The sequence below is a fragment of the Chryseobacterium kimseyorum genome, assembly GCF_025971945.1.
In the GTDB taxonomy this organism is placed as follows: domain Bacteria; phylum Bacteroidota; class Bacteroidia; order Flavobacteriales; family Weeksellaceae; genus Chryseobacterium; species Chryseobacterium kimseyorum.
This window is the reverse complement of record NZ_JAPDHW010000002.1, coordinates 468,560-486,392: the sequence shown is the minus strand read 5'-3', so window position 1 is coordinate 486,392 and position 17,833 is coordinate 468,560. Positions and strand designations below refer to the sequence as shown.

The 17,833-nt window shown below is 34.7% G+C and carries 15 protein-coding genes and 3 tRNA genes; 8 read left to right on the top strand and 10 right to left on the bottom strand.

The genetic code is table 11. The features are described from left to right. Positions 1 to 148 precede the first annotated feature (148 nt). From OMO38_RS04925 to OMO38_RS04915, 3 genes are all read left to right on the top strand, one after another. Positions 149 to 763 carry a hypothetical protein gene (locus OMO38_RS04925; RefSeq protein ID WP_264749099.1) on the top strand — a complete coding sequence of 205 codons (615 nt, stop codon included), beginning with the start codon at positions 149 to 151 and terminating at the stop codon, positions 761 to 763. A 195-nt stretch (positions 764 to 958) separates the two neighbouring features. Further along, the gene (locus OMO38_RS04920) at positions 959 to 1,180 is read left to right on the top strand and encodes a hypothetical protein (protein WP_264749098.1); all 222 of its coding nucleotides are present in this window, start codon (positions 959 to 961) and stop codon (positions 1,178 to 1,180) included. A 310-nt stretch (positions 1,181 to 1,490) separates the two neighbouring features. Next, positions 1,491 to 2,447, top strand: coding sequence for a hypothetical protein (locus OMO38_RS04915; protein WP_264749097.1), 957 nt, complete (start codon positions 1,491 to 1,493; stop codon positions 2,445 to 2,447). Between the two features lie 282 nt (positions 2,448 to 2,729). Here the strand turns inward: OMO38_RS04915 and OMO38_RS04910 are convergent. The 3 genes from OMO38_RS04910 to OMO38_RS04900 form a co-directional block, all read right to left on the bottom strand. Further along, positions 2,730 to 2,813 (bottom strand) — tRNA-Leu (locus tag OMO38_RS04910). 8 nt (positions 2,814 to 2,821) lie between these two features. Next, a tRNA-Gly gene (locus tag OMO38_RS04905) sits at positions 2,822 to 2,894 on the bottom strand. Between the two features lie 6 nt (positions 2,895 to 2,900). Continuing rightward, a tRNA-Leu gene (locus tag OMO38_RS04900) sits at positions 2,901 to 2,982 on the bottom strand. 174 nt (positions 2,983 to 3,156) lie between these two features. Between OMO38_RS04900 and OMO38_RS04895 the strand changes: the two genes are divergently transcribed. Genes OMO38_RS04895 through OMO38_RS04885 form a run of 3 tightly spaced genes read left to right on the top strand, consistent with a single transcriptional unit; the run spans position 3,157 to position 5,119 of the window. Beyond that, positions 3,157 to 3,540 carry a DUF3127 domain-containing protein gene (locus OMO38_RS04895; RefSeq protein WP_229983009.1) on the top strand — a complete coding sequence of 128 codons (384 nt, stop codon included), beginning with the start codon at positions 3,157 to 3,159 and terminating at the stop codon, positions 3,538 to 3,540. Positions 3,541 to 3,594: 54 nt separating this feature from the next. Then, positions 3,595 to 4,248 carry a leucyl/phenylalanyl-tRNA--protein transferase gene (gene aat / locus OMO38_RS04890; RefSeq protein WP_264749096.1) on the top strand — a complete coding sequence of 218 codons (654 nt, stop codon included), beginning with the start codon at positions 3,595 to 3,597 and terminating at the stop codon, positions 4,246 to 4,248. Continuing rightward, positions 4,235 to 5,119 carry a DMT family transporter gene (locus OMO38_RS04885; protein WP_264749095.1) on the top strand — a complete coding sequence of 295 codons (885 nt, stop codon included), beginning with the start codon at positions 4,235 to 4,237 and terminating at the stop codon, positions 5,117 to 5,119. The genes aat and OMO38_RS04885 overlap by 14 nt, the downstream gene beginning before the upstream one ends. A 641-nt stretch (positions 5,120 to 5,760) precedes the next feature. On the opposite strand, the gene OMO38_RS04880 is transcribed toward OMO38_RS04885, so the two are convergent. The 5 genes from OMO38_RS04880 to OMO38_RS04860 all read right to left on the bottom strand — a co-directional run bounded on the left by OMO38_RS04880 (position 5,761) and on the right by OMO38_RS04860 (position 12,316). Continuing rightward, complete coding sequence (locus OMO38_RS04880; protein ID WP_264749094.1) at positions 5,761 to 7,140, bottom strand: tetratricopeptide repeat protein; 1,380 nt, start codon at positions 7,138 to 7,140, stop codon at positions 5,761 to 5,763. Positions 7,141 to 7,267: 127 nt separating this feature from the next. Next, the gene (gene glmM, locus OMO38_RS04875; RefSeq protein ID WP_264749093.1) at positions 7,268 to 8,650 is read right to left on the bottom strand and encodes a phosphoglucosamine mutase; all 1,383 of its coding nucleotides are present in this window, start codon (positions 8,648 to 8,650) and stop codon (positions 7,268 to 7,270) included. Between the two features lie 286 nt (positions 8,651 to 8,936). After that, positions 8,937 to 10,970 carry a ferrous iron transport protein B gene (gene feoB / locus OMO38_RS04870; protein WP_264749092.1) on the bottom strand — a complete coding sequence of 678 codons (2,034 nt, stop codon included), beginning with the start codon at positions 10,968 to 10,970 and terminating at the stop codon, positions 8,937 to 8,939. Beyond that, a complete protein-coding gene (locus tag OMO38_RS04865; protein WP_264749091.1) occupies positions 10,970 to 11,224 on the bottom strand; it encodes a FeoA family protein in 255 nt (84 codons plus the stop codon). Before OMO38_RS04865 ends, feoB begins: the two co-directional genes overlap by 1 nt. A gap of 156 nt (positions 11,225 to 11,380) precedes the next feature. Continuing rightward, the gene (locus OMO38_RS04860; protein WP_264749090.1) at positions 11,381 to 12,316 is read right to left on the bottom strand and encodes a GLPGLI family protein; all 936 of its coding nucleotides are present in this window, start codon (positions 12,314 to 12,316) and stop codon (positions 11,381 to 11,383) included. 125 nt (positions 12,317 to 12,441) lie between these two features. Here OMO38_RS04860 and OMO38_RS04855 point away from each other — a divergent pair, with 125 nt between their 5' ends. Continuing rightward, positions 12,442 to 12,939 carry a DinB family protein gene (locus OMO38_RS04855; protein WP_264749089.1) on the top strand — a complete coding sequence of 166 codons (498 nt, stop codon included), beginning with the start codon at positions 12,442 to 12,444 and terminating at the stop codon, positions 12,937 to 12,939. 62 nt (positions 12,940 to 13,001) lie between these two features. Here the strand turns inward: OMO38_RS04855 and OMO38_RS04850 are convergent, their stop codons facing one another. Both OMO38_RS04850 and OMO38_RS04845 read right to left on the bottom strand, forming a co-directional pair. Further along, a complete protein-coding gene (locus tag OMO38_RS04850) occupies positions 13,002 to 13,766 on the bottom strand; it encodes an FkbM family methyltransferase (protein ID WP_264749088.1) in 765 nt (254 codons plus the stop codon). A 153-nt stretch (positions 13,767 to 13,919) separates the two neighbouring features. Next, positions 13,920 to 16,613 (bottom strand): TonB-dependent receptor, encoded by a 2,694-nt coding sequence (locus tag OMO38_RS04845; protein ID WP_264749087.1) that lies wholly within the window; start codon positions 16,611 to 16,613, stop codon positions 13,920 to 13,922. A 303-nt stretch (positions 16,614 to 16,916) separates the two neighbouring features. Between OMO38_RS04845 and OMO38_RS04840 the strand changes: the two genes are divergently transcribed. Continuing rightward, positions 16,917 to 17,801, top strand: a complete 885-nt coding sequence (locus tag OMO38_RS04840) for a cupin-like domain-containing protein (RefSeq protein ID WP_264749086.1) — start codon at positions 16,917 to 16,919, stop codon at positions 17,799 to 17,801. The last annotated feature ends 32 nt before the right edge of the window (positions 17,802 to 17,833 follow it).

Below are 17,833 nucleotides of genomic sequence, written 5' to 3'. Positions count from 1 at the left end.
GCTATGTCTTTATACTGCGATTGATTTAAATTGAAATCTTTATTGTATAAAACATTTAATAATTATTCAGTTATGTATTAATAGTCTCAAAAAACGATACATATAAAAAGATATGGGACTATTTGACAAATTTTTTAAGACAAAAAAAATGCAATACGAAATAATAAAAGATGAAAATGGTAAACATCAAATAGGAGGAGAAATTCCACAAGATTTTACGATTCCAAACAATGAATTTTTAGCTGGGTTTCAATATTTGGGTTTTATAGACAATTCAGATCCAGTTTTTTCTTGGCTTCCATTCAGAGTAAACCTAATTCATCCAATTTATACTGACGAATATTTTGTTTTTCTTGACTATTCAAATCCAAATAGTCCGACAATTATTGAACCTATGGACACTACTTCGTCAACAAGTGCATTTGACGAAATTGATAAAAACTCAAAAATTATTTGGGAAGGAGTTAAAGTAAGTTTAGAGGAAAAAGAAGAAATTGACGAATTTGAAAGTATAGGAATTTGTGGCCACCCAGATTGGCTACAAGAAGCGGAAATTCCAAAATGCCCGAAAAGTGGAAAATCTATGAGATTTTTGTGTCAATTAGGAAGTTTTAGTGATATTGAAGCAACGTTTAGCAACGTTGAACCAACAAAAGGAATGGAAGAATATTTCCAAAAATTAAACTTTTGGTGTGATGGAAATTTATACATTTTTATAGAACCGACAACAAAGACAATGTGTTATACAATGCAAAATACATAATAACATAAACAATCGAAAAAGAGCAAACTATCAACAAGCTTTTTGCAATAGTGGTGCGAAATTTCAAAGGTTTTATTTCTATTAAACTTTTGTATAAGATTGAAATTTATACTCGATTGCCTTACCATCTCAAAATCTAAGAACATTAATAACAGCTAAACTAAATTTCAAAAAAGAAAACGATAAAAAAAAGTTATGACTGTAATCTTATGTATTGATTTTCATCGAAAACCCATGAATTGGAAATCTCCTGTTCTTCCAAGAATAGGAGAAAAGCTATTTACCGGAGATTTCTTTCCTGGAGAAGAACTTAGCCAAATGGAAGATTATTTGATTGTTAGGGATGTCATCTGGCATAAAGAAAAAGAAGATTCAAATGAATACAGTGTTAGTTTGCTGTTAGATTATCAAGAATAAATAATGTAAGAAATAGGAAGATGGGATACAAAAATAAAATCATTGAATTACTAAAGGACGGTTTCACAATCACTGAAATATCAGAATATCTAAAAGAAAATAACTTTGAAACCAGCAGTCTAAGTTCAGTTGAGAAATTTGTCTATAAATTAAAGAAAGAATATAAAGCTAAAACGATGTTTCAACTTGCTCATTTAATGTTCAAATAATCTCACAAAATGATGATAACACAAATTACGGAATGAAAAATTGTATAATAGATAATTCTTACAATTATAGTGTAGTTTAATTATTTTTGAAAAACCATTTTATGAAGAAAATCTACTTTACCTTCTTTATTTTACTCAATTTTCTGTTGTTCGCTCAATACACATCCAATTCTTTAGACCGAATTTATTTAAATGTCGAGGATCTTCAATTTGATCAGATTAAAGATGTTGAAATTGAGAATTTCCAGTTTATCAATCCTACTTTAAATTTTGATTATGGGGTATATATCTTTCAGGTTAAGCCTTTTGAGTTCATACCTAAAAAAGGGGCAAAACAAATAAAAAAAATTTCAACATATCTTAAGTATGCACTCAACGGGGATAAGAATTTGTTTTCTTATGATTTATTTGATCGAGAAGGAAAAAAATACATCACAAATGAGCGGGGATATATTAATATTTACTACCATTATGATGAACAAAAACGTTTGAAAGAAAAAATCAGAGTTGTAAAAAACGATACTGTTAACCACAGCAAATATCATTTCAATGAAAAAAATCAGCTTTTAACATTATCTGAAACAGCTGTTGAATACGATCATCAAAATAAGCCAAATCAATTTAAGAACACTAAATTTCCTAACTCACCATACTCAACAGTTTTAATTTATAATAAAAACAAAGTAAGGATTGAAGAACGTGAGAGTAATGAAATAATTGGATTCAGAGAATTTACCTATTCAAAAAGTAATAATTTAATTAAAGAGAATTATAAAAGTCGAACAGTTTTTAACAGTTACAACGATAAAAACCAAAAGATAAAAAGTGTTGAATTCAATAATAAAAATTTATATTCTATAGAGAATTTTGAATATAATGAAATGGGTGATCTCACAATGCATCGTTTTCGTTTTAGTGGAGATATAAAAAACGGGACAAAAGCTGAAAGTCGATCACATTATAAATACGATCGGTGGGGCAATAAAATTTACGTACTTACTGAAGGAGAAATCAATGCAATTACTACCGAACATTTTTATGAAATTGAATATTATTAATATTTATCTTCAGATTTGGTTGTCGACACTATTTTCATTACTAAAAAAGAAAAACAATTATTATTTGAAGAATAATCTCACAAAACGATTTATTAATTATTCAATATTTCGTGCAAGAAATTTCCATTGCAAACAAATAGGACATTAGTAAACTTTGTAAAGTACATTTATTGATAAGTAATAGTAAAAGAGAAAAATTTAGTAGAAAATTAAATGTTCCCCCTATTGTTCCCCCTTAAAACAAAAAACTCTCTGATAACCGTAGTTACAGAGAGTTTTTAGTACCCCAGACGGGACTTGAACCCGTACATCCTTGCGGATACAGGATTTTAAGTCCTGCGTGTCTACCAATTCCACCACCAGGGCGTGATGAGAGCGAAAAACGGGACTCGAACCCGCGACCCCAACCTTGGCAAGGTTGTGCTCTACCAGCTGAGCTATTTTCGCAATTAGTGCGGATGAAGGGACTCGAACCCCCACGCCTCACGGCACCAGATCCTAAGTCTGGCGTGGCTACCAATTACACCACATCCGCATTATTATTGAGTTATTTTAAAGATCTTGTTTCGTTTTTGTGAGTGCAAATATAGGGCAATAATTTGTATTTGCAAGACTTTTCGAAAATATTTTTATTTTTTTTACAAAATTTCTTTCCGTGTTGTTTTATTACATTTCAATTTACTACTTTTACAAAGTTAATAATTACGATATGGAATTACAAGGAACGGTAAAGAAAATCACTGATGTTCAAACATTTGCAAGTGGTTTTCAAAAGAGAGAAATGGTTATTCTTACACAAGAACAGTACCCGCAACCAATAAACATTGAATTTTTACAAGATAAAATAAATTTATTGGATGCTTTGAAAGAAGGAGAAAATGTAAAGGTAGGAATCAACATCAGAGGAAGAGAATGGGTTTCGCCACAGGGAGAAACTAAATACTTCAACTCAATTACCGGATGGAGAGTAGAAAAAGTAATGGATGGCGGTACTGGTTCTGAGCCAACGCAGGCTTCTTCTCAGCAATCTGCATCACCGGTTTCTAACGAAAATCCTTTTGCAGGAGACGACGATGACGATTTACCTTTTTAATTAAAGCATACCACCAAATACAATCCCGCTTTTTAAGTGGGATTTTTTTCACCTATGATTCGATTAGATCCAAACGAAATTTCATTTCCCAATCCGCAGATTTATGACGGTCACGAAGGCATTATTGCATTCGGAGGCGATTTATCGATGGAAAGAATTTGGTTTGCCTATCAGAATGGTATTTTCCCGTGGTTCAATCCTGATGAAGAAATTCTATGGTGGTGTCCTGACCCCAGGTTTGTGCTTTTCCCGAGTGAATTAAAAGTCTCCAAATCGATGCGGAAAATTTTAAATAATCATCTTTTCACATTTACCGAAAATCAGAATTTCAGAGAGGTGATTAAAAACTGCCAGCAGGTCAGCCGAAAAGGACAGGACGGAACCTGGCTTTCTGATGAATTGATGGAATCTTTTATCCAACTTCATGAGTATGGATTTGCCAGAAGTGTTGAAGTTTGGCAAAACGGGGAACTGGTTGGTGGCTTTTATGGTTTGCAGGTAGGCAAAGTCTTCTGCGGAGAAAGTATGTTTGCCAAAGTGAGCAACGCTTCAAAAGCCGGCTTTATTAATTTTGTGGAAGCTCATAAAGACCAGTTCGCTTTAATCGACTGCCAGTCTCATACCGAACATCTTGAAAGTTTGGGAGCAACAATGATTTCTAAACAAGAGTTTCTCAAAACGTTGTACGAAAATAATGAACGCAGATAAAGAAAAATGGATTCTTCTGATTGTCCTCAGTATTATTTGGGGATCATCTTTTATTTTAATTAAAAAATCTTTAGATCATTTTACTCCTTATCAGGTCGGAGCGTTAAGGGTTTTGATTGCGGGAATTATCCTGATGCCAATTGCCATATCAAAATACAGACTTTTCCCGAAGAAACATTTAAAATGGCTTATTCTAGCCGCATTTGCGGGAAATTTCATCCCGATGTTCCTGTTTCCTATCGCCGAGACAGAAATCAGCAGCAGTATTGCCGGAATTATTAACTCAATGATGCCTATTTTCGTCATCATTGTCGGAACATTATTCTGGAAATTTGAAACTACTAAAAGACAGATGATCGGAATTTTCATCAGCTTTACCGGAGTTTGTCTGCTCGCATTGGGCGGCGGAGACGACGCTCAGTTTAAAATATTTCCAATTCTGCTTTTGCTTTTGGCAACATTATGCTACGCCATCAGTACGACAACCGTAAAATCGAAATTGATGGAAGTTTCGTCGACGGTCTTATCAGCATTTGTATTTTCCTTCATTTTGTTTGTGCCGTCATTGATCGCATTGATATCAACCGGCTTCGTGTCAACATTCACCTTTTCAAAAGAAAACATGACGGGTTTACTGTTTGTGGGACTTCTATCGGTTTTCGGAACCGGACTGGCGATGATGATGAATTACCGTCTGTTGAAAGTCTCTACTCCACTTTTTGCATCAACGGTTACCTTGTTAATGCCGATCGTTGCGATTATCTGGGGAATTTTAGATGGTGAAAAACTGACGGTTTTGCAATTTGCAGGGGCAAGTATCATTATTGCCGGTTTGATCTTTTTAAGGGCTAAGGCTGTTGTTCAAAAATAAATCCACGTTGTTTTATTTAAATTATTGAAAATGTTTTTAAATTTAAACGCAAAGTCCGCTAAGATTTTTTTTAAGTACTAACCGCTTTTAAGTTCGCTAAGGCGTTCCACTTAGCAGAGACAACAAAGTTTAATGACTCTTTTTCAAAAATAAATCCCGCATTGTTGCAGGATTATTTTATTTAAATTATTGAAATGTTTTTAAATTTAAACGCAAAGTCCGCTAAGATTTTTTTAATTACTAACCGTTTTTAAGTTCGCAAAGGCGTTTCACTTAGCAGAGACCGCAAAGTTTCCTGATCACATTAGCTCGATTGATAGATGTTATCCAAAAAAAATAATTCCCACATTGCTGCAGGATTATTTTATTTAAATTACTTGAATGCATGTTTTGAACAGAAAGTCCGCTATGATTTTTAACTACTCTGCTTTTAAGTTCGCTAAGGCGTTTAACTTAGCAGAGATCACTAAGTTTCATCACTTGAATTAATCAAACCTGATGACTTTCTTTCAAAAATAAATCCCGCATTGCTGCAGGATTATTTTATTTAAATTAATTTTTAAACCTTATCAGGTGAAAAGAGTGAATTGTATGTAGGGCAAAGCAAAGCATCCATATTCCAGTTCTCAAGACCCATTTAATTAATTTTTCTTCTTCACTTTAGCTTTTACTTTCTTCACCTCATCTTTAATATACGGATATTTCTTCTGCATATCAGTAATCATCGAAGAATCCAATTCTAATGCTTTTTCTAAAGTTTCTGCGCCTCTTGTCGTATTTTTTAAATTAAAATAACAGTTACTCAGCTGATAATAAAGTTCTGCACGATTATGATGCTGTAAGGCTGCAATCAAAACGGTAACCGCCTCCTCATATTCGCCCACCAACATTAAAACTTCAGTGTACGCATACCAGTTATAAAATCTTGACGGTTCGGCATCTACCAATTTTTTAAGGCAGGAAAGACTTTCTTCAAACTTTCCTGAATCGATAAATAGAAATGCCAGTCTTTTCTGATAATCAAGATTTCCATCGTTCAGCAATGTAGCTTCTCTTGCAAAGTGAAGAGCTTCCGGCATTCCGCCCATTTCTTCATATAAGTAAGACTGCTCCATCATCGCCATGTAAAACTGAGGATCTTCTCTCAGTGATTTCTGGAAATAATTTAAAGCTACAGTCGGCTGTTTTAAAGCTTTATAACACAGTCCGATTTTATAAAATGTAAACGCCTTTGTGTATTCCAGCTCCAGCATTTCTTCATAAACTTCTACTGCTTTTTTGTATTGATTTAAAGCTTCATAGCAAGCCGCTTTACTCGCATAAACCCCAACAGCGCTGGAATTGATTGCCAGCATATAGTCGAAACCTCTGATGGCTTCTTCGTAGTTTTTTCTGTTGAAATAATATTGTCCGTACTCGCTCCATGCAACTTCTGAGTAGGCAAAATTATCAAGATAGTCATTCAGGAAAGCAATAGCTTCCTCACTCTTATTCAAATCACTGAAACAGATCATTGCGTTTTCCAGTGAATATTCATCCGTAGGATCTTCTTTCAATGCTTGTTGATAATGTTTAAGAGCGTTAAAAGGATCTCCCAAATTCACATATTCATCTGCAATAAAATTATTCAGGAAGTTTTCTTCTTCGTTTAATTCTAAAGCTTTTTTGCAGATTTCAATAGATTTTCTAGGGTTTCCTAAATTCGAATAATACTTCGCGTAGCATACCAAAAAGTCTGTATTCTCCATAGAAGAACCTTTTAACTCGTCGATCATTTCCTTCGCCGTATTATAATCTTCCCATTCTAAGAGTACTTCAAGTTTTTTGATCTTGATATCCAAAGAATTGGGATGAAGTTTGAGACCGTAATTAACCGCCATATCAGCGTAATTAAAATCTCCCAACTCCAGATAATAAACAATAATGTCATCTAATTCTTCTGTATCGAAGTAGAATTCATCATTGTTTTCCATCATTTCCTCGAACTTTTTTACGAGTTCATTTCCAAAATATTCTTCCAATATAAAAAGAGTTTTAAGATTTAAGACCAGAGATATGAGATGTACAAATACTCGCTTCTGATAATCTTATTACTTTTAAAGTTAATAATAAATACGATTAAAATGATGAAACAGATGTTAATTTTTTTTAAATCAAACTTCTGATTTTAGCTATCATATCATCGCCTAATTTGTCGGCTTCTTCCTGTGAGAAAGCCTCTGTATAAATTCTGATAATAGGTTCTGTATTTGATTTTCTTAAATGAACCCAATTGTTTTCAAAATCTATTTTTACACCGTCTACCGTAGAAACTTCTTCATTTTGATACTCTTTTTCCATTTTAGTTAAAAGATCATCCACATTAATATCCGGAGTTAATTCTATTTTCTTTTTACCCATGAAGTAACTTGGATAGCCGGCTCTCAATTCTGAAACTGTTTTATTTTCTTTTGCCAGATGCGTTAAAAACAAAGCGACTCCCACTAAAGAATCTCTTCCGTAATGAAGTTCAGGATAGATAATTCCACCGTTTCCCTCACCACCGATCACGGCATTTTTTTCTTTCATCAAATTCACCACATTCACTTCTCCTACAGCACTTGCAAAATATTCTGAGTTGTGCGTCTTTGCCACATCTCTTAATGCGCGGCTTGAAGAAAGATTTGAAATGGCAACTCCGTTTTTGTTTTTCAACAGATAATCTGCAACAGCAACCAGGGTATATTCTTCGCCAAACATTTCTCCGTTTTCATCTACCAAAGCCAGTCTGTCAACATCAGGATCTACTACAACCCCGAAATCTGCTTTTTCTTTGACTACCAATTCACAGATGTCTCCCAAATGCTCTTTCAAAGGTTCAGGATTGTGTGGGAACTGTCCGTTGGGTTCACAATATAATTTTACCGTTTCGCAGCCTAGTTTATCTAAAAGCATTGGAATTGCAATTCCACCAGTAGAGTTTACGGCATCGAGGACGATTTTATATTTTTTAGCTTTAATAGCTTCTGCATCCACCATCGGCAGATCAAGAATCTGCTGGATATGAATATCAAAAGCATCATCTCTGGTTTCGTATTTTCCTAAGTCGTCAACCTCAGCATAATTGAAATCTTCATTTTCTGCCAACGCCAAAACCTCAGCACCATTTTCACCGTTAATGAATTCGCCTTTTTCATTTAACAGTTTCAATGCATTCCACTGCTTTGGATTGTGAGAAGCGGTTAAAATAATTCCACCGTCAGCATTTAATTCAGGAACCATAATTTCTACCGTAGGCGTTGTAGAAAGCCCAAGATCAACTACATTAATTCCCAATCCCTGCAAAGTAGCAGTTACCAGAGAATTTACCATTAAACCCGAGATTCTGGCATCACGGCCAATCACTAAGGTTAAATCTTTTTTATTTTTATTATTCTGAAGCCAGGTTCCGAATGCCGAAGCAAATTTTACGACATCAAGCGGCGTCAAGTTATCATTTACTTTTCCACCAATCGTTCCTCTGATCCCGGAGATACTTTTTATTAATGACATACTTTTAAAAATGTTTTTGCAAAAATACGAATAAAAGAAAGATCGATTGATGAATTGTGCTTAACGTTAGTAAGTTGTTCCTTTCAAAAAACAGAGTTTAAACTTTGTTAATGATGATCACCCGCAGAAAGGTTCTAAGAACACCCGCAGTCCTTATCGCAACCTGATCTTTTAGAATCAAATTTCTTCGGGGCAAAATTTTTCCTGATATATCTGAATAAAGAATAGCAGGCAAAAAGCACCACAAGAGCGATAATAATGTATTGAAAAATTAAGGAAGACTCCATTATTTTAAGATTTGATAAGCTATTAATGACACAAAATATGCCAAACCGGTCATCATTACCACCTGAAAGCCAGTCCATTTCCAGCTTTTGGTTTCTCTGTAAACTACTGCAACGGTAGAAACACATTGCATTGCAAACGCATAAAACAATAAAACCGAAATCCCGGTTGCAAAACTGAAGACTTTTTCGCCGTTTGGTTTTACATCCATCCGCATTTTATCGATTACTTTTCCTTCCGGAGCGTCATCATCCAAACTGTACAAAGTAGACATCGTTCCCACGAAAACCTCTCTTGCGACAAAGCTTGTCAGAATTCCGACTCCCATTTTCCAGTCGTATCCTAAAGGAGCAATCGCGGGCTCAATCGCTTTCCCCATTTTAGCCAAATAAGAATGATCGAGCTCAACATCCGTAGCAACAATCTGATCAGGATCCTGTTTTGGCCCGAAATAACTTAAACACCAGATGATGATACTTACGATAAATATAATTTTCCCTGCTCCGGTAATGAAGTCCCAGACTTTTCCTAAAACCATTTTCAGATCATATCCGAAAAGTGGCTTTTTGTAAGTCGGTAAATCCATCACCAGATAGGTCTTTCCTTTATTTTTAATAAAACCTTTCAAAACAGCTGCTGAAAGTAACGCTACAAAAAATCCTAAAAGATACATGGCCAAAAGCACCAAAGCTTTGTACTGAATTCCGAAGAAGGTTTTATCTGAAATAATCAGCCCAATGATAATGCTGTACACCGGAAGTCTTGCCGAGCAAGTCATAAACGGTGTTACCAAAATGGTAAGAAGTCTTTCTCTGAAGTTTTCAATATTTCTCGTTGAGATCACGGCAGGAATTGCACATGCTGTTCCTGAAACCAGCGGAACAATACTTTTCCCATTTAAACCAAACGGCCGCAGAAACCGATCCATCAGGAAAATCACTCTTGCCATATATCCTGAATCTTCCAAAAGATAAAGGAAGTATAATAAAATCCCAATTTGCGGTGCAAAGATGATAATTCCACCTAATCCCGGGACAATTCCGTCTGAAATCAGTGAATTAATTGGACCTTCCGGCAAATGTTCTCCTGTGAATGCTGAGAGCCATGCAAAAAACTCATCGATCCAGTTCATTGGATATTCTGCAAGGAAGAAAACACTGTTGAATATAACGAGCAAAATTCCAATAAAAACAACGTACCCAAAAATAGGATGTACAAGAACTTTGTCTAATTTTTCGGTTAATAGTTCTTTAAACTGAGGTTTTTTAGAAATAACATTAGCCAATATTTTATCAATATTCTGATATCGCCTAACCACTTCCTGAACCTGCAATCTTTTAGGAACCAAACTTTTAGCTTCAGAATCTGTGATCAGATCTGTTGCAGAATTTAGTTTTTCTATATCTGCACCTACAGAAATGCTCATCCACGCTTTATACTCGTTTTCAAAATGATTGTGCGCAGAAACTTTACTTAAAAAATCTTTATGCTCAGCAGGAATTTCAAATGAGGGTTTTTCTATCTCAGCAAAATCATTATTTAAAACAGCTTCCTGTATTGCTTCAATTCCTAACTGTTCTTTGGCGTTGGTCTGAATAATTTTGATATTCAAAGCCTCAGAGAATTTTTGAATGTCGATATTAATTCCTCTTCTTTCAGCCTGATCGATCTGGTTTACCACCAAAATCATCGGCACTCCCAAATCCTGAATCTGCTGAAACAGCAACAGTCCTCTTTTTAAACTTAAGGCTTCTAAAATGTAAACAACTCCGGCAAAATCTTTCTGACCTTCCAGGAGAAATTTAGAAAAAATAGCTTCATCTTCTGAGCTTGGATAAATGCTGTACGATCCCGGAAGATCTACAACCTCAACCTCTTCATTTTTGTACGTATAATTGCCGGAATGGCTGGAAACGGTAACTCCCGCATAGTTTCCTGTCTTCTGTTTTTTATTACACAGTGCATTAAAAACGGTTGATTTTCCTACGTTGGGGTTTCCTACTAAAAGTATCTGTTTTCTGTTCTGTTGCTGCATTAATTCCAATCTTCTACAATGATAAATTCTCCTTCTTCTTTACGCAGTGCAATCCGGCTTTTTTCTTCGCCAAATTCTACATACAAAGGACCATTGAAAGGAGCCTGATACAGAATTCTGAAAACAGTTTCAGGCAAAAGCCCCATTTCTATAATTTTGTTGGGCATCTTCAGATGCTGATTGTCATAGCCCAAAATTTTCCCAAGTTTGTTCTTAGGAAAGCTGCTTAATTTATGTGAATAGTTATCTTTCAATACCTATATTTTTGTAAGTGCAAATATACTCTATTTAAATTTAATCTAAATAAGCGTTATTTTAAAGATTTATAGAAACTATTAGGCTTAATAACAAACCCAAACACATTGCTGCATTTGGGTTTATTTCAATATAGTTGAGTTAAAATATGAATGTTATTTTTTGTCTTTTTCTTTTCCTACTTTTTCCAGATTGCCAACATTTACAGTATTTCCTTTTTCAACCGGGTTGTCATTCGCATTGTAAAAATCTTTGTACATTTTTTCCTGCTTTTTCATCATATCACCAATGGTACCGTCAGTTCCAGGCATCGTTCTAGACATTATCTCCTGCGTCATCATAGGTCTTACTGATGCAAAAGGATCTTTTTTGAAATCATTAAATGTTTTATCAAACTTCTCTCTTGTCAGTTCTTTAGGTTTTCCCCCAGTTGCCTGCATCAGCCCTTCGATATAAGAAAACTCGCTGTACTCTTTTATTTTTTTATTTCCCTGAAGTACCCAAGAATAGTTTTTGTCTGTATCTTCAATTTTCACGATCAACCCGGGAAGACCACTGAATTTATAAGGTCCGTCCTGAAAAGGGATATCTGAAGAGAACCAGGCAGTCCAGGTTCTTCCGCCAAATTCGGTGGTTGCTTTTTGAGTGTTGTATTCTCCAATTTTCTGCTTGTCATTTAAGATTTTCCAGTTAAATTTCAGGTCTTCTGTGTAAGCTATATTTACAGGAGTCATTCCATTAGCCACTTTATCCACATATTCCACCTTCATACTTGGATATAATTTGTGTATTCTTGAAGAAAACTTCGGAGTCTTTAGAGATTTTGAAAGGTCTTTGTATACACCTGCCTTCTGCATCGCTTCAATTTCCACCTTTGAGATAGAATCTTGAGAAATTACTGTGTAATCCTGGTAAACCGATCTGTTTTTATCTGTAATATCCAGCACCGTGATAACTTTATCAAGCTTAGCTGAATCTTTTTTAGGTTTAAAAGTAAGCTCATAGAAGAAACGGTTTGAACTTTCTTTAGCTTCCTGTGCGTTGGCAATTGCGAAAATTGCGACAAAAAATATTGAAAATAAATTTTTCATTTTAATAACGTTTTTATAATTAGTTAGCGGTTATACAATTTTGTTACAGTTTTTTTTAATTAAAATTATTCTGTCCTGTTTTATCTAAAATTTTTAAATTTAAATACCTTAAAAACAAATATTGTATGGACCCATTAAAACAATTCAGAGAAGAACTCGAGGCCGAGTATCAGACGACAAAGAAGTTTTTTGAGATTTATCCGGAAGACAAAAATGAGTATTCCCCGCATCCCAAAAGCATGAAAATGGCACATCTTGCCACCCATATTGCAGAAATTTTTGGCTGGGCAGGCTTTATGCTCAACAGTTCTGAAGTCGATCTGGCAAAAGGTGGATTGCAACCCAAGCTTCTGACTACGAAAGAAGATTTGCTGAAAGTTTTGGAAGAAAACTACCATTCCAGCATAGAAGCTTTGGAAAAAGCCAAAGAAGAAGATCTTGAGCCTAGCTGGTCTTTGAAAAATGACGGACAGACGCTTTCCTCATGGACGAAAAATGGAGCCATCCGTCACAGTTTGAGTCAAATCACCCATCACCGTGCCCAGTTGGGAGTCTACTACCGGTTAAATGACATTCAGCTCCCCGGAAGCTATGGCCCAACCGCAGATCTGCAGAATTTTTAAATTGAAGTAAAAAACCAACCTCAGTGAGATTGGTTTTTTTTTAAGTCTACACTTAAGAATGATTATTTAAGAGAAAGATTTTCTACCACCAAATTCTCGCCACTTACTAAAAGACGGTATTGAGGCCACATTTTATTTAAAGCTTCAAAAAATACTCTTGAAGAATCTTTCTGCATAGAGTCGTGAAGTTCAACAATTAGAATTTTTACTTTTGGCAACCAATCTTCATAATTTTTAGAGAACACTTGTTTTTCGCTGCCCTCTATATCCATCTTTAACAAATCAATTCTTTCGAAATTGTTTTCCTTGATAATGGTGTTGATACATATTGCCTCAATGTTACCGTTCTCATTATCCTCAATAACCTGAATTCCCCATTTTGCAACATCCTCATCAATAATCTTTAGTTTAACATCAGTACTCCAAAGACCTTTATTTAAAACTTTTACATTAGAATACTTATTAAGATTTCGGCTTGCCATCAAAAAATTATCTGGTTCAGGTTCAATTGTGATAATTTCTGAGTCAGGAAATTTGTTTTTCATTAAAACCGAAAAAAGGCCAACATTACCTCCTGCATCTATGATAATTTTTGGGTTTTTATAAAAATTTGGGTCATATTGCTTTTCTATGAAAACCTGTTTAAAAACTTCCAGATCAGATTTTTCATTTATTCTAAGATGGATGGGATGCTTTAGTCCATAAACACTTATGTTATCCCAGTTTGATGAAGCCAATTTTTTATAAAGTTTATATCCTTCTTTAAATCCGTATTCACTATAATATGGTATAAAAGTTTTTAGTTTATCGTATAAATTTTTTCTCATCTGACGGAAATTTTTTGCTAAAATAATACAATTTTTCCTTTTCTACCTTTTAATTGATTGGGTTTAAAAAAGAAGGTACTTTCATAAAGATAACTTGTTAGAATAAGGCAAAAAATAAAAAAACCAATCTCAGTGAGATTTGTTTTTGTGTTTTTATTTGAAGTTGAATTTTACGGTAAACATCACTTGGCTTGGTCGAAGTAATATTCTCGTGTAACTAATATTTGTAGTATTGATATCGTATGTTTCAAATACTTTTTTATTTGCAATATTCATCCATTTTAGTTCAAAGTCGATTTTCTTTTTTGACCATGTAAATTGGTATGATAAATCGTAAAATCCATTATGGTATTCCTCATTGGCAGCACTTGTGTTTACCTGATCCCAATTAAATCCAATTGTGTGATTTTCGATCGGATAGAAAAATGCACCCAAATTATGAGTAAATCCAGTTCTTGATGCACCAGAATCCGTAGAACCAATACTTGTCTGTTTCGTCTTTGAAATGCTTGCATAATAATCTATACTCATCCAGCTGAAGTATGTATTATTAAACTTAATACCAAAAGATTGGCTGTTGTTTTTGTTTGTAAATGCAGCATCATTTAAAAAAGCATCAGATTTTGACGTGTTATTACTGTAGCTAAGAGATGCATTAGTTTTAAATTTTGGAAAGTACTTCCCAATCTCTGCACTGTATCCACTATTGACCACATTATTATCCTGCTCAATATATTCCAGTACCGTATATCCTGATCCGTTGATTGTAGGGTTAGAAATTAAATTTCTTTTAGCATCTGACAATCTGTAGTTTACATTAAAAAACAAATTATTCAATGGATTTCTGTATTCTAATCTTGCTCCCGCAGATTTATTATTGTTTTCAGGAATAGGGTTTTCGGCGGCCATCGCATTCAGTCCACTAGGGGAAGTCATTAGGAATCCTGAGTAAGCAGTGTTGACCTCACCAAAGTTATTACTGATGTTTCCATTTAATGAAGCTTTAAAGAATGAAGCAAAATTGTACTGAGCAAATAGATTTGGCTCAAACGTTATTTTATTTACAGATTTTGAAACATTTCTTAAAGGATCTTCCGCTTTGATATTATTTGAATTTACCGGAACATTTGCATAAATCATCCATGAATCATCTTTGTAGTTGATCCCTACACTTCCGTAAGGTGTAGCAGTTGTATATTTCAGATCGTTTTCAAAACCATCTCCATAACCAAAAGCTTCTCCACCCACATTTCTGGTAAGTGCTGATCTTAAATCAGTTGATTTATAGTTAAATCCTATTTCTGGTGTAAAAGTCCAACCTTTAGCTGAAAAACCAATGTTGGCGGAATGATTAGCCTCAAAGGTTTTTAACTGTAAGTTTTGTCTGACAGATTCTGTTGCAATTCCAGGGAAAAATTCAGGAATATTAAGATATGATGCCGGTAAAATATCTAATTTTTGAACATCATTTTGATAGTTGATGAATGACTGAACGTTCACCATTTTCTCTTTCCACGGTATAATTGTACTCAAAGAGTTTTGAAAAGAGGAAGTTGGTGATTCAATCGCCTGATTACCTGTTCTGCTACTAGTAGCATCTGTTCTGTCAACAAAAGCTCTGTCTGCATTCCAGAATTGTGAGAAGCTCGTTGCATTTTTAAAGAATCCCTTTTTGGCATTCTTCGTAAAAATCAATTCTCCTTTTGCCTTATCTGTATAAAAATTATTTAAAATATTTTGTCGAATGCTAAATGCAGGAGTTTTTGATGTTGCGAAATAATCTGTCTGAGAATAGGACTCTCTTTCTACCGCATTGTTAGTGTAATTCGCATTTGCTTTTAGTTCCCACTCTTTTTTCTTATCAATGTTAGTTAGATAGTTTGCGGACAGGTAATGAACGTTATTCATCAAGTATCTTTTCACAGGAAGATTGGGTGTGCTTGCATTTTCCACATTAAGCCAGTCATTCTGAGATGCATTTATTCTTCGTCCCTCGTATCTGTTTCCGAAAGCTAAGATGTTTCCCTCGTTTTCAACCTGCTCACCCATATTATTGGTCTTGTAGTTTACTACCCACTGGCTTTTCTGACCAAAAAACATGGGCGTAAGCTTTACATTCCACAGCCACGGATCGCCAAAACCGGTTCCCACTTCACCACGTCCTGTCATCGTAACCGAGTTTTTAAGTTTAATGTTGATCGCTGCTGCATCAGAAGGAATTTTTCCCTGAAGCATTTTTACCGGCTGGTGATTTTCTAATACCTCAACTTTCTGTACAGCATCTTTTGGAAGTGAGTTATTGATTGTTCCGTAACCGCCTTCCATTAAGTCTTTTCCATTCACGTAGAATTTATTGATGGCATTTCCCTGGTAAAGAATAGAACCGTCTGCGTTCACCTCAATTCCAGGAATTTTCTTCATTACATCGGCCAATGTACGGTCGTTTTTGCTGTCAAACGCTTTCAGATCATAGGCAATAGTGTCACCTCTTGCGGTAATCATTTTGGTTTTCAGCTGAACTTCTTTGATTTCTGTTGCTTCAGACTGCATTTTGAAGGTTAAAGTCTGATCGCTATTTGGGATTTGTTTGGTTAAAGGTTTTTGGTTAAAAGCTTTTACCTTCAAGTCTACATTAGATTCTGCAGAAGTGAACGTTACCTTATATTCTCCTTTAGAATTGGTAATTCCGTAAGCTAAGATGGCATCTTTGCCGGGCTCTTCTACCGTTACACTGGCACTAGGGATTGCCACACCGTCTTCATCTGTAATTTTCCCTGACACTGTTTTCTGAGCGAAAGCAATTACCGAGAAAAATACCATGAGAAATAAGGAAATTTTTCTGATCATAATTTATTATTTGAGTAATTAGTTATTAGGATTGTTTTTTTGTTACACAATATAGAGATATAATTTTCGATCAAAGGTTAAATTGATTTTATAACTACAAACATAGTGATAAATTTAGTTCTATAATATTTTTTTTAAATTTTTAACAATGCATTAAGATCGAATTTTCAATTTGAATGGAACTTAAAATACGACCATTATTTTGAATCAATAAAAAAATGATGAAGGTCATAGATTAAAAAAATGTTAAACTTACTGCGGTAACTATTTATTTAATAATTTTGTAACATAAAATTTATAAAAATGGGGGTTATTCTAAAACCTATAGATATTGTTGACGATATCACTCAGGAAGAGTTCCGTGAGAAGTATCTGATCCCAAGAAAACCGGTAGTGATAAAAAATATGGCCAAAAAATGGCCAGCCTATCAAAAATGGACGATGGATTATGTGAAGGAAGTGGTAGGAGACGTTACGGTTCCCCTATATGACAGCGCAAAAGCTGATCCTTCAGCTCCCATTAATACGCCAACAACCGAAATGAAGTTCGCCGATTATATTGATTTGATCCAAAGAGAACCTACCGATTTAAGGATTTTCTTTTTTGATCCTATCAAGCGTGCAAATAAACTGTTGGAGGATTACATTTCTCCTTCAGATCTGATGGGCGGATTTTTGGATAAATTTCCTTCAATGTTCTTTGGAGGGAAAGGTTCAGTGACTTTTTTACATTACGATATCGATTTAGCACATATTTTCCACACGCATTTCAACGGCAGAAAACACGTTTTGCTTTTTGAATACAAATGGAAAGACAGATTATACAAACTTCCTTACGCCACTTATGCTTTAGAGGATTTTGATATTTCGAATCCCGATTTTGAGAAATTCCCTGCACTGGATGGTGTGGAAGGAATAGAATGCTTCCTGGAACATGGTGACACTTTGTTTATGCCTACCGGATGGTGGCATTGGATGAAATATCTGGATGGAAGTTTCTCACTTTCACTGCGCGCATGGGACAAATCATGGGCTGTAAAGGCTAATTCTTTATGGAATTTAACTGTTCAGAGAAATTTTGATAACATCATGAAAGGTCAGTTTAAAAAGAAATATATGGACTGGAAAGAGAAAAAAGCCGTTGAAAGAGCCAATTATGCTTTAAAGAAAGGATTACCTAAAAGATAAAAAAAATACGCTTCAAATTATTGGAGCGTATT

Bases quoted from the DNA above. Each gene is read 5' to 3' on its own strand.
- OMO38_RS04885 (WP_264749095.1), top strand. From the start codon at position 4,235: ATGAACGCAGATAAAGAAAAATGGATTCTTCTGATTGTCCTCAGTATT.
- OMO38_RS04920 (WP_264749098.1), top strand. From the start codon at position 959: ATGACTGTAATCTTATGTATTGATTTTCATCGAAAACCCATGAATTGG.
- OMO38_RS04925 (WP_264749099.1), top strand. From the start codon at position 149: ATGCAATACGAAATAATAAAAGATGAAAATGGTAAACATCAAATAGGA.
- OMO38_RS04845 (WP_264749087.1), bottom strand. From the start codon at position 16,613: ATGATCAGAAAAATTTCCTTATTTCTCATGGTATTTTTCTCGGTAATT.
- feoB (WP_264749092.1), bottom strand. From the start codon at position 10,970: ATGCAGCAACAGAACAGAAAACAGATACTTTTAGTAGGAAACCCCAAC.
- OMO38_RS04860 (WP_264749090.1), bottom strand. From the start codon at position 12,316: ATGAAAAATTTATTTTCAATATTTTTTGTCGCAATTTTCGCAATTGCC.
- OMO38_RS04915 (WP_264749097.1), top strand. From the start codon at position 1,491: ATGAAGAAAATCTACTTTACCTTCTTTATTTTACTCAATTTTCTGTTG.
- OMO38_RS04840 (WP_264749086.1), top strand. From the start codon at position 16,917: ATGGGGGTTATTCTAAAACCTATAGATATTGTTGACGATATCACTCAG.
- OMO38_RS04895 (WP_229983009.1), top strand. From the start codon at position 3,157: ATGGAATTACAAGGAACGGTAAAGAAAATCACTGATGTTCAAACATTT.
- OMO38_RS04850 (WP_264749088.1), bottom strand. From the start codon at position 13,766: ATGAGAAAAAATTTATACGATAAACTAAAAACTTTTATACCATATTAT.
- glmM (WP_264749093.1), bottom strand. From the start codon at position 8,650: ATGTCATTAATAAAAAGTATCTCCGGGATCAGAGGAACGATTGGTGGA.
- OMO38_RS04855 (WP_264749089.1), top strand. From the start codon at position 12,442: ATGGACCCATTAAAACAATTCAGAGAAGAACTCGAGGCCGAGTATCAG.
- aat (WP_264749096.1), top strand. From the start codon at position 3,595: ATGATTCGATTAGATCCAAACGAAATTTCATTTCCCAATCCGCAGATT.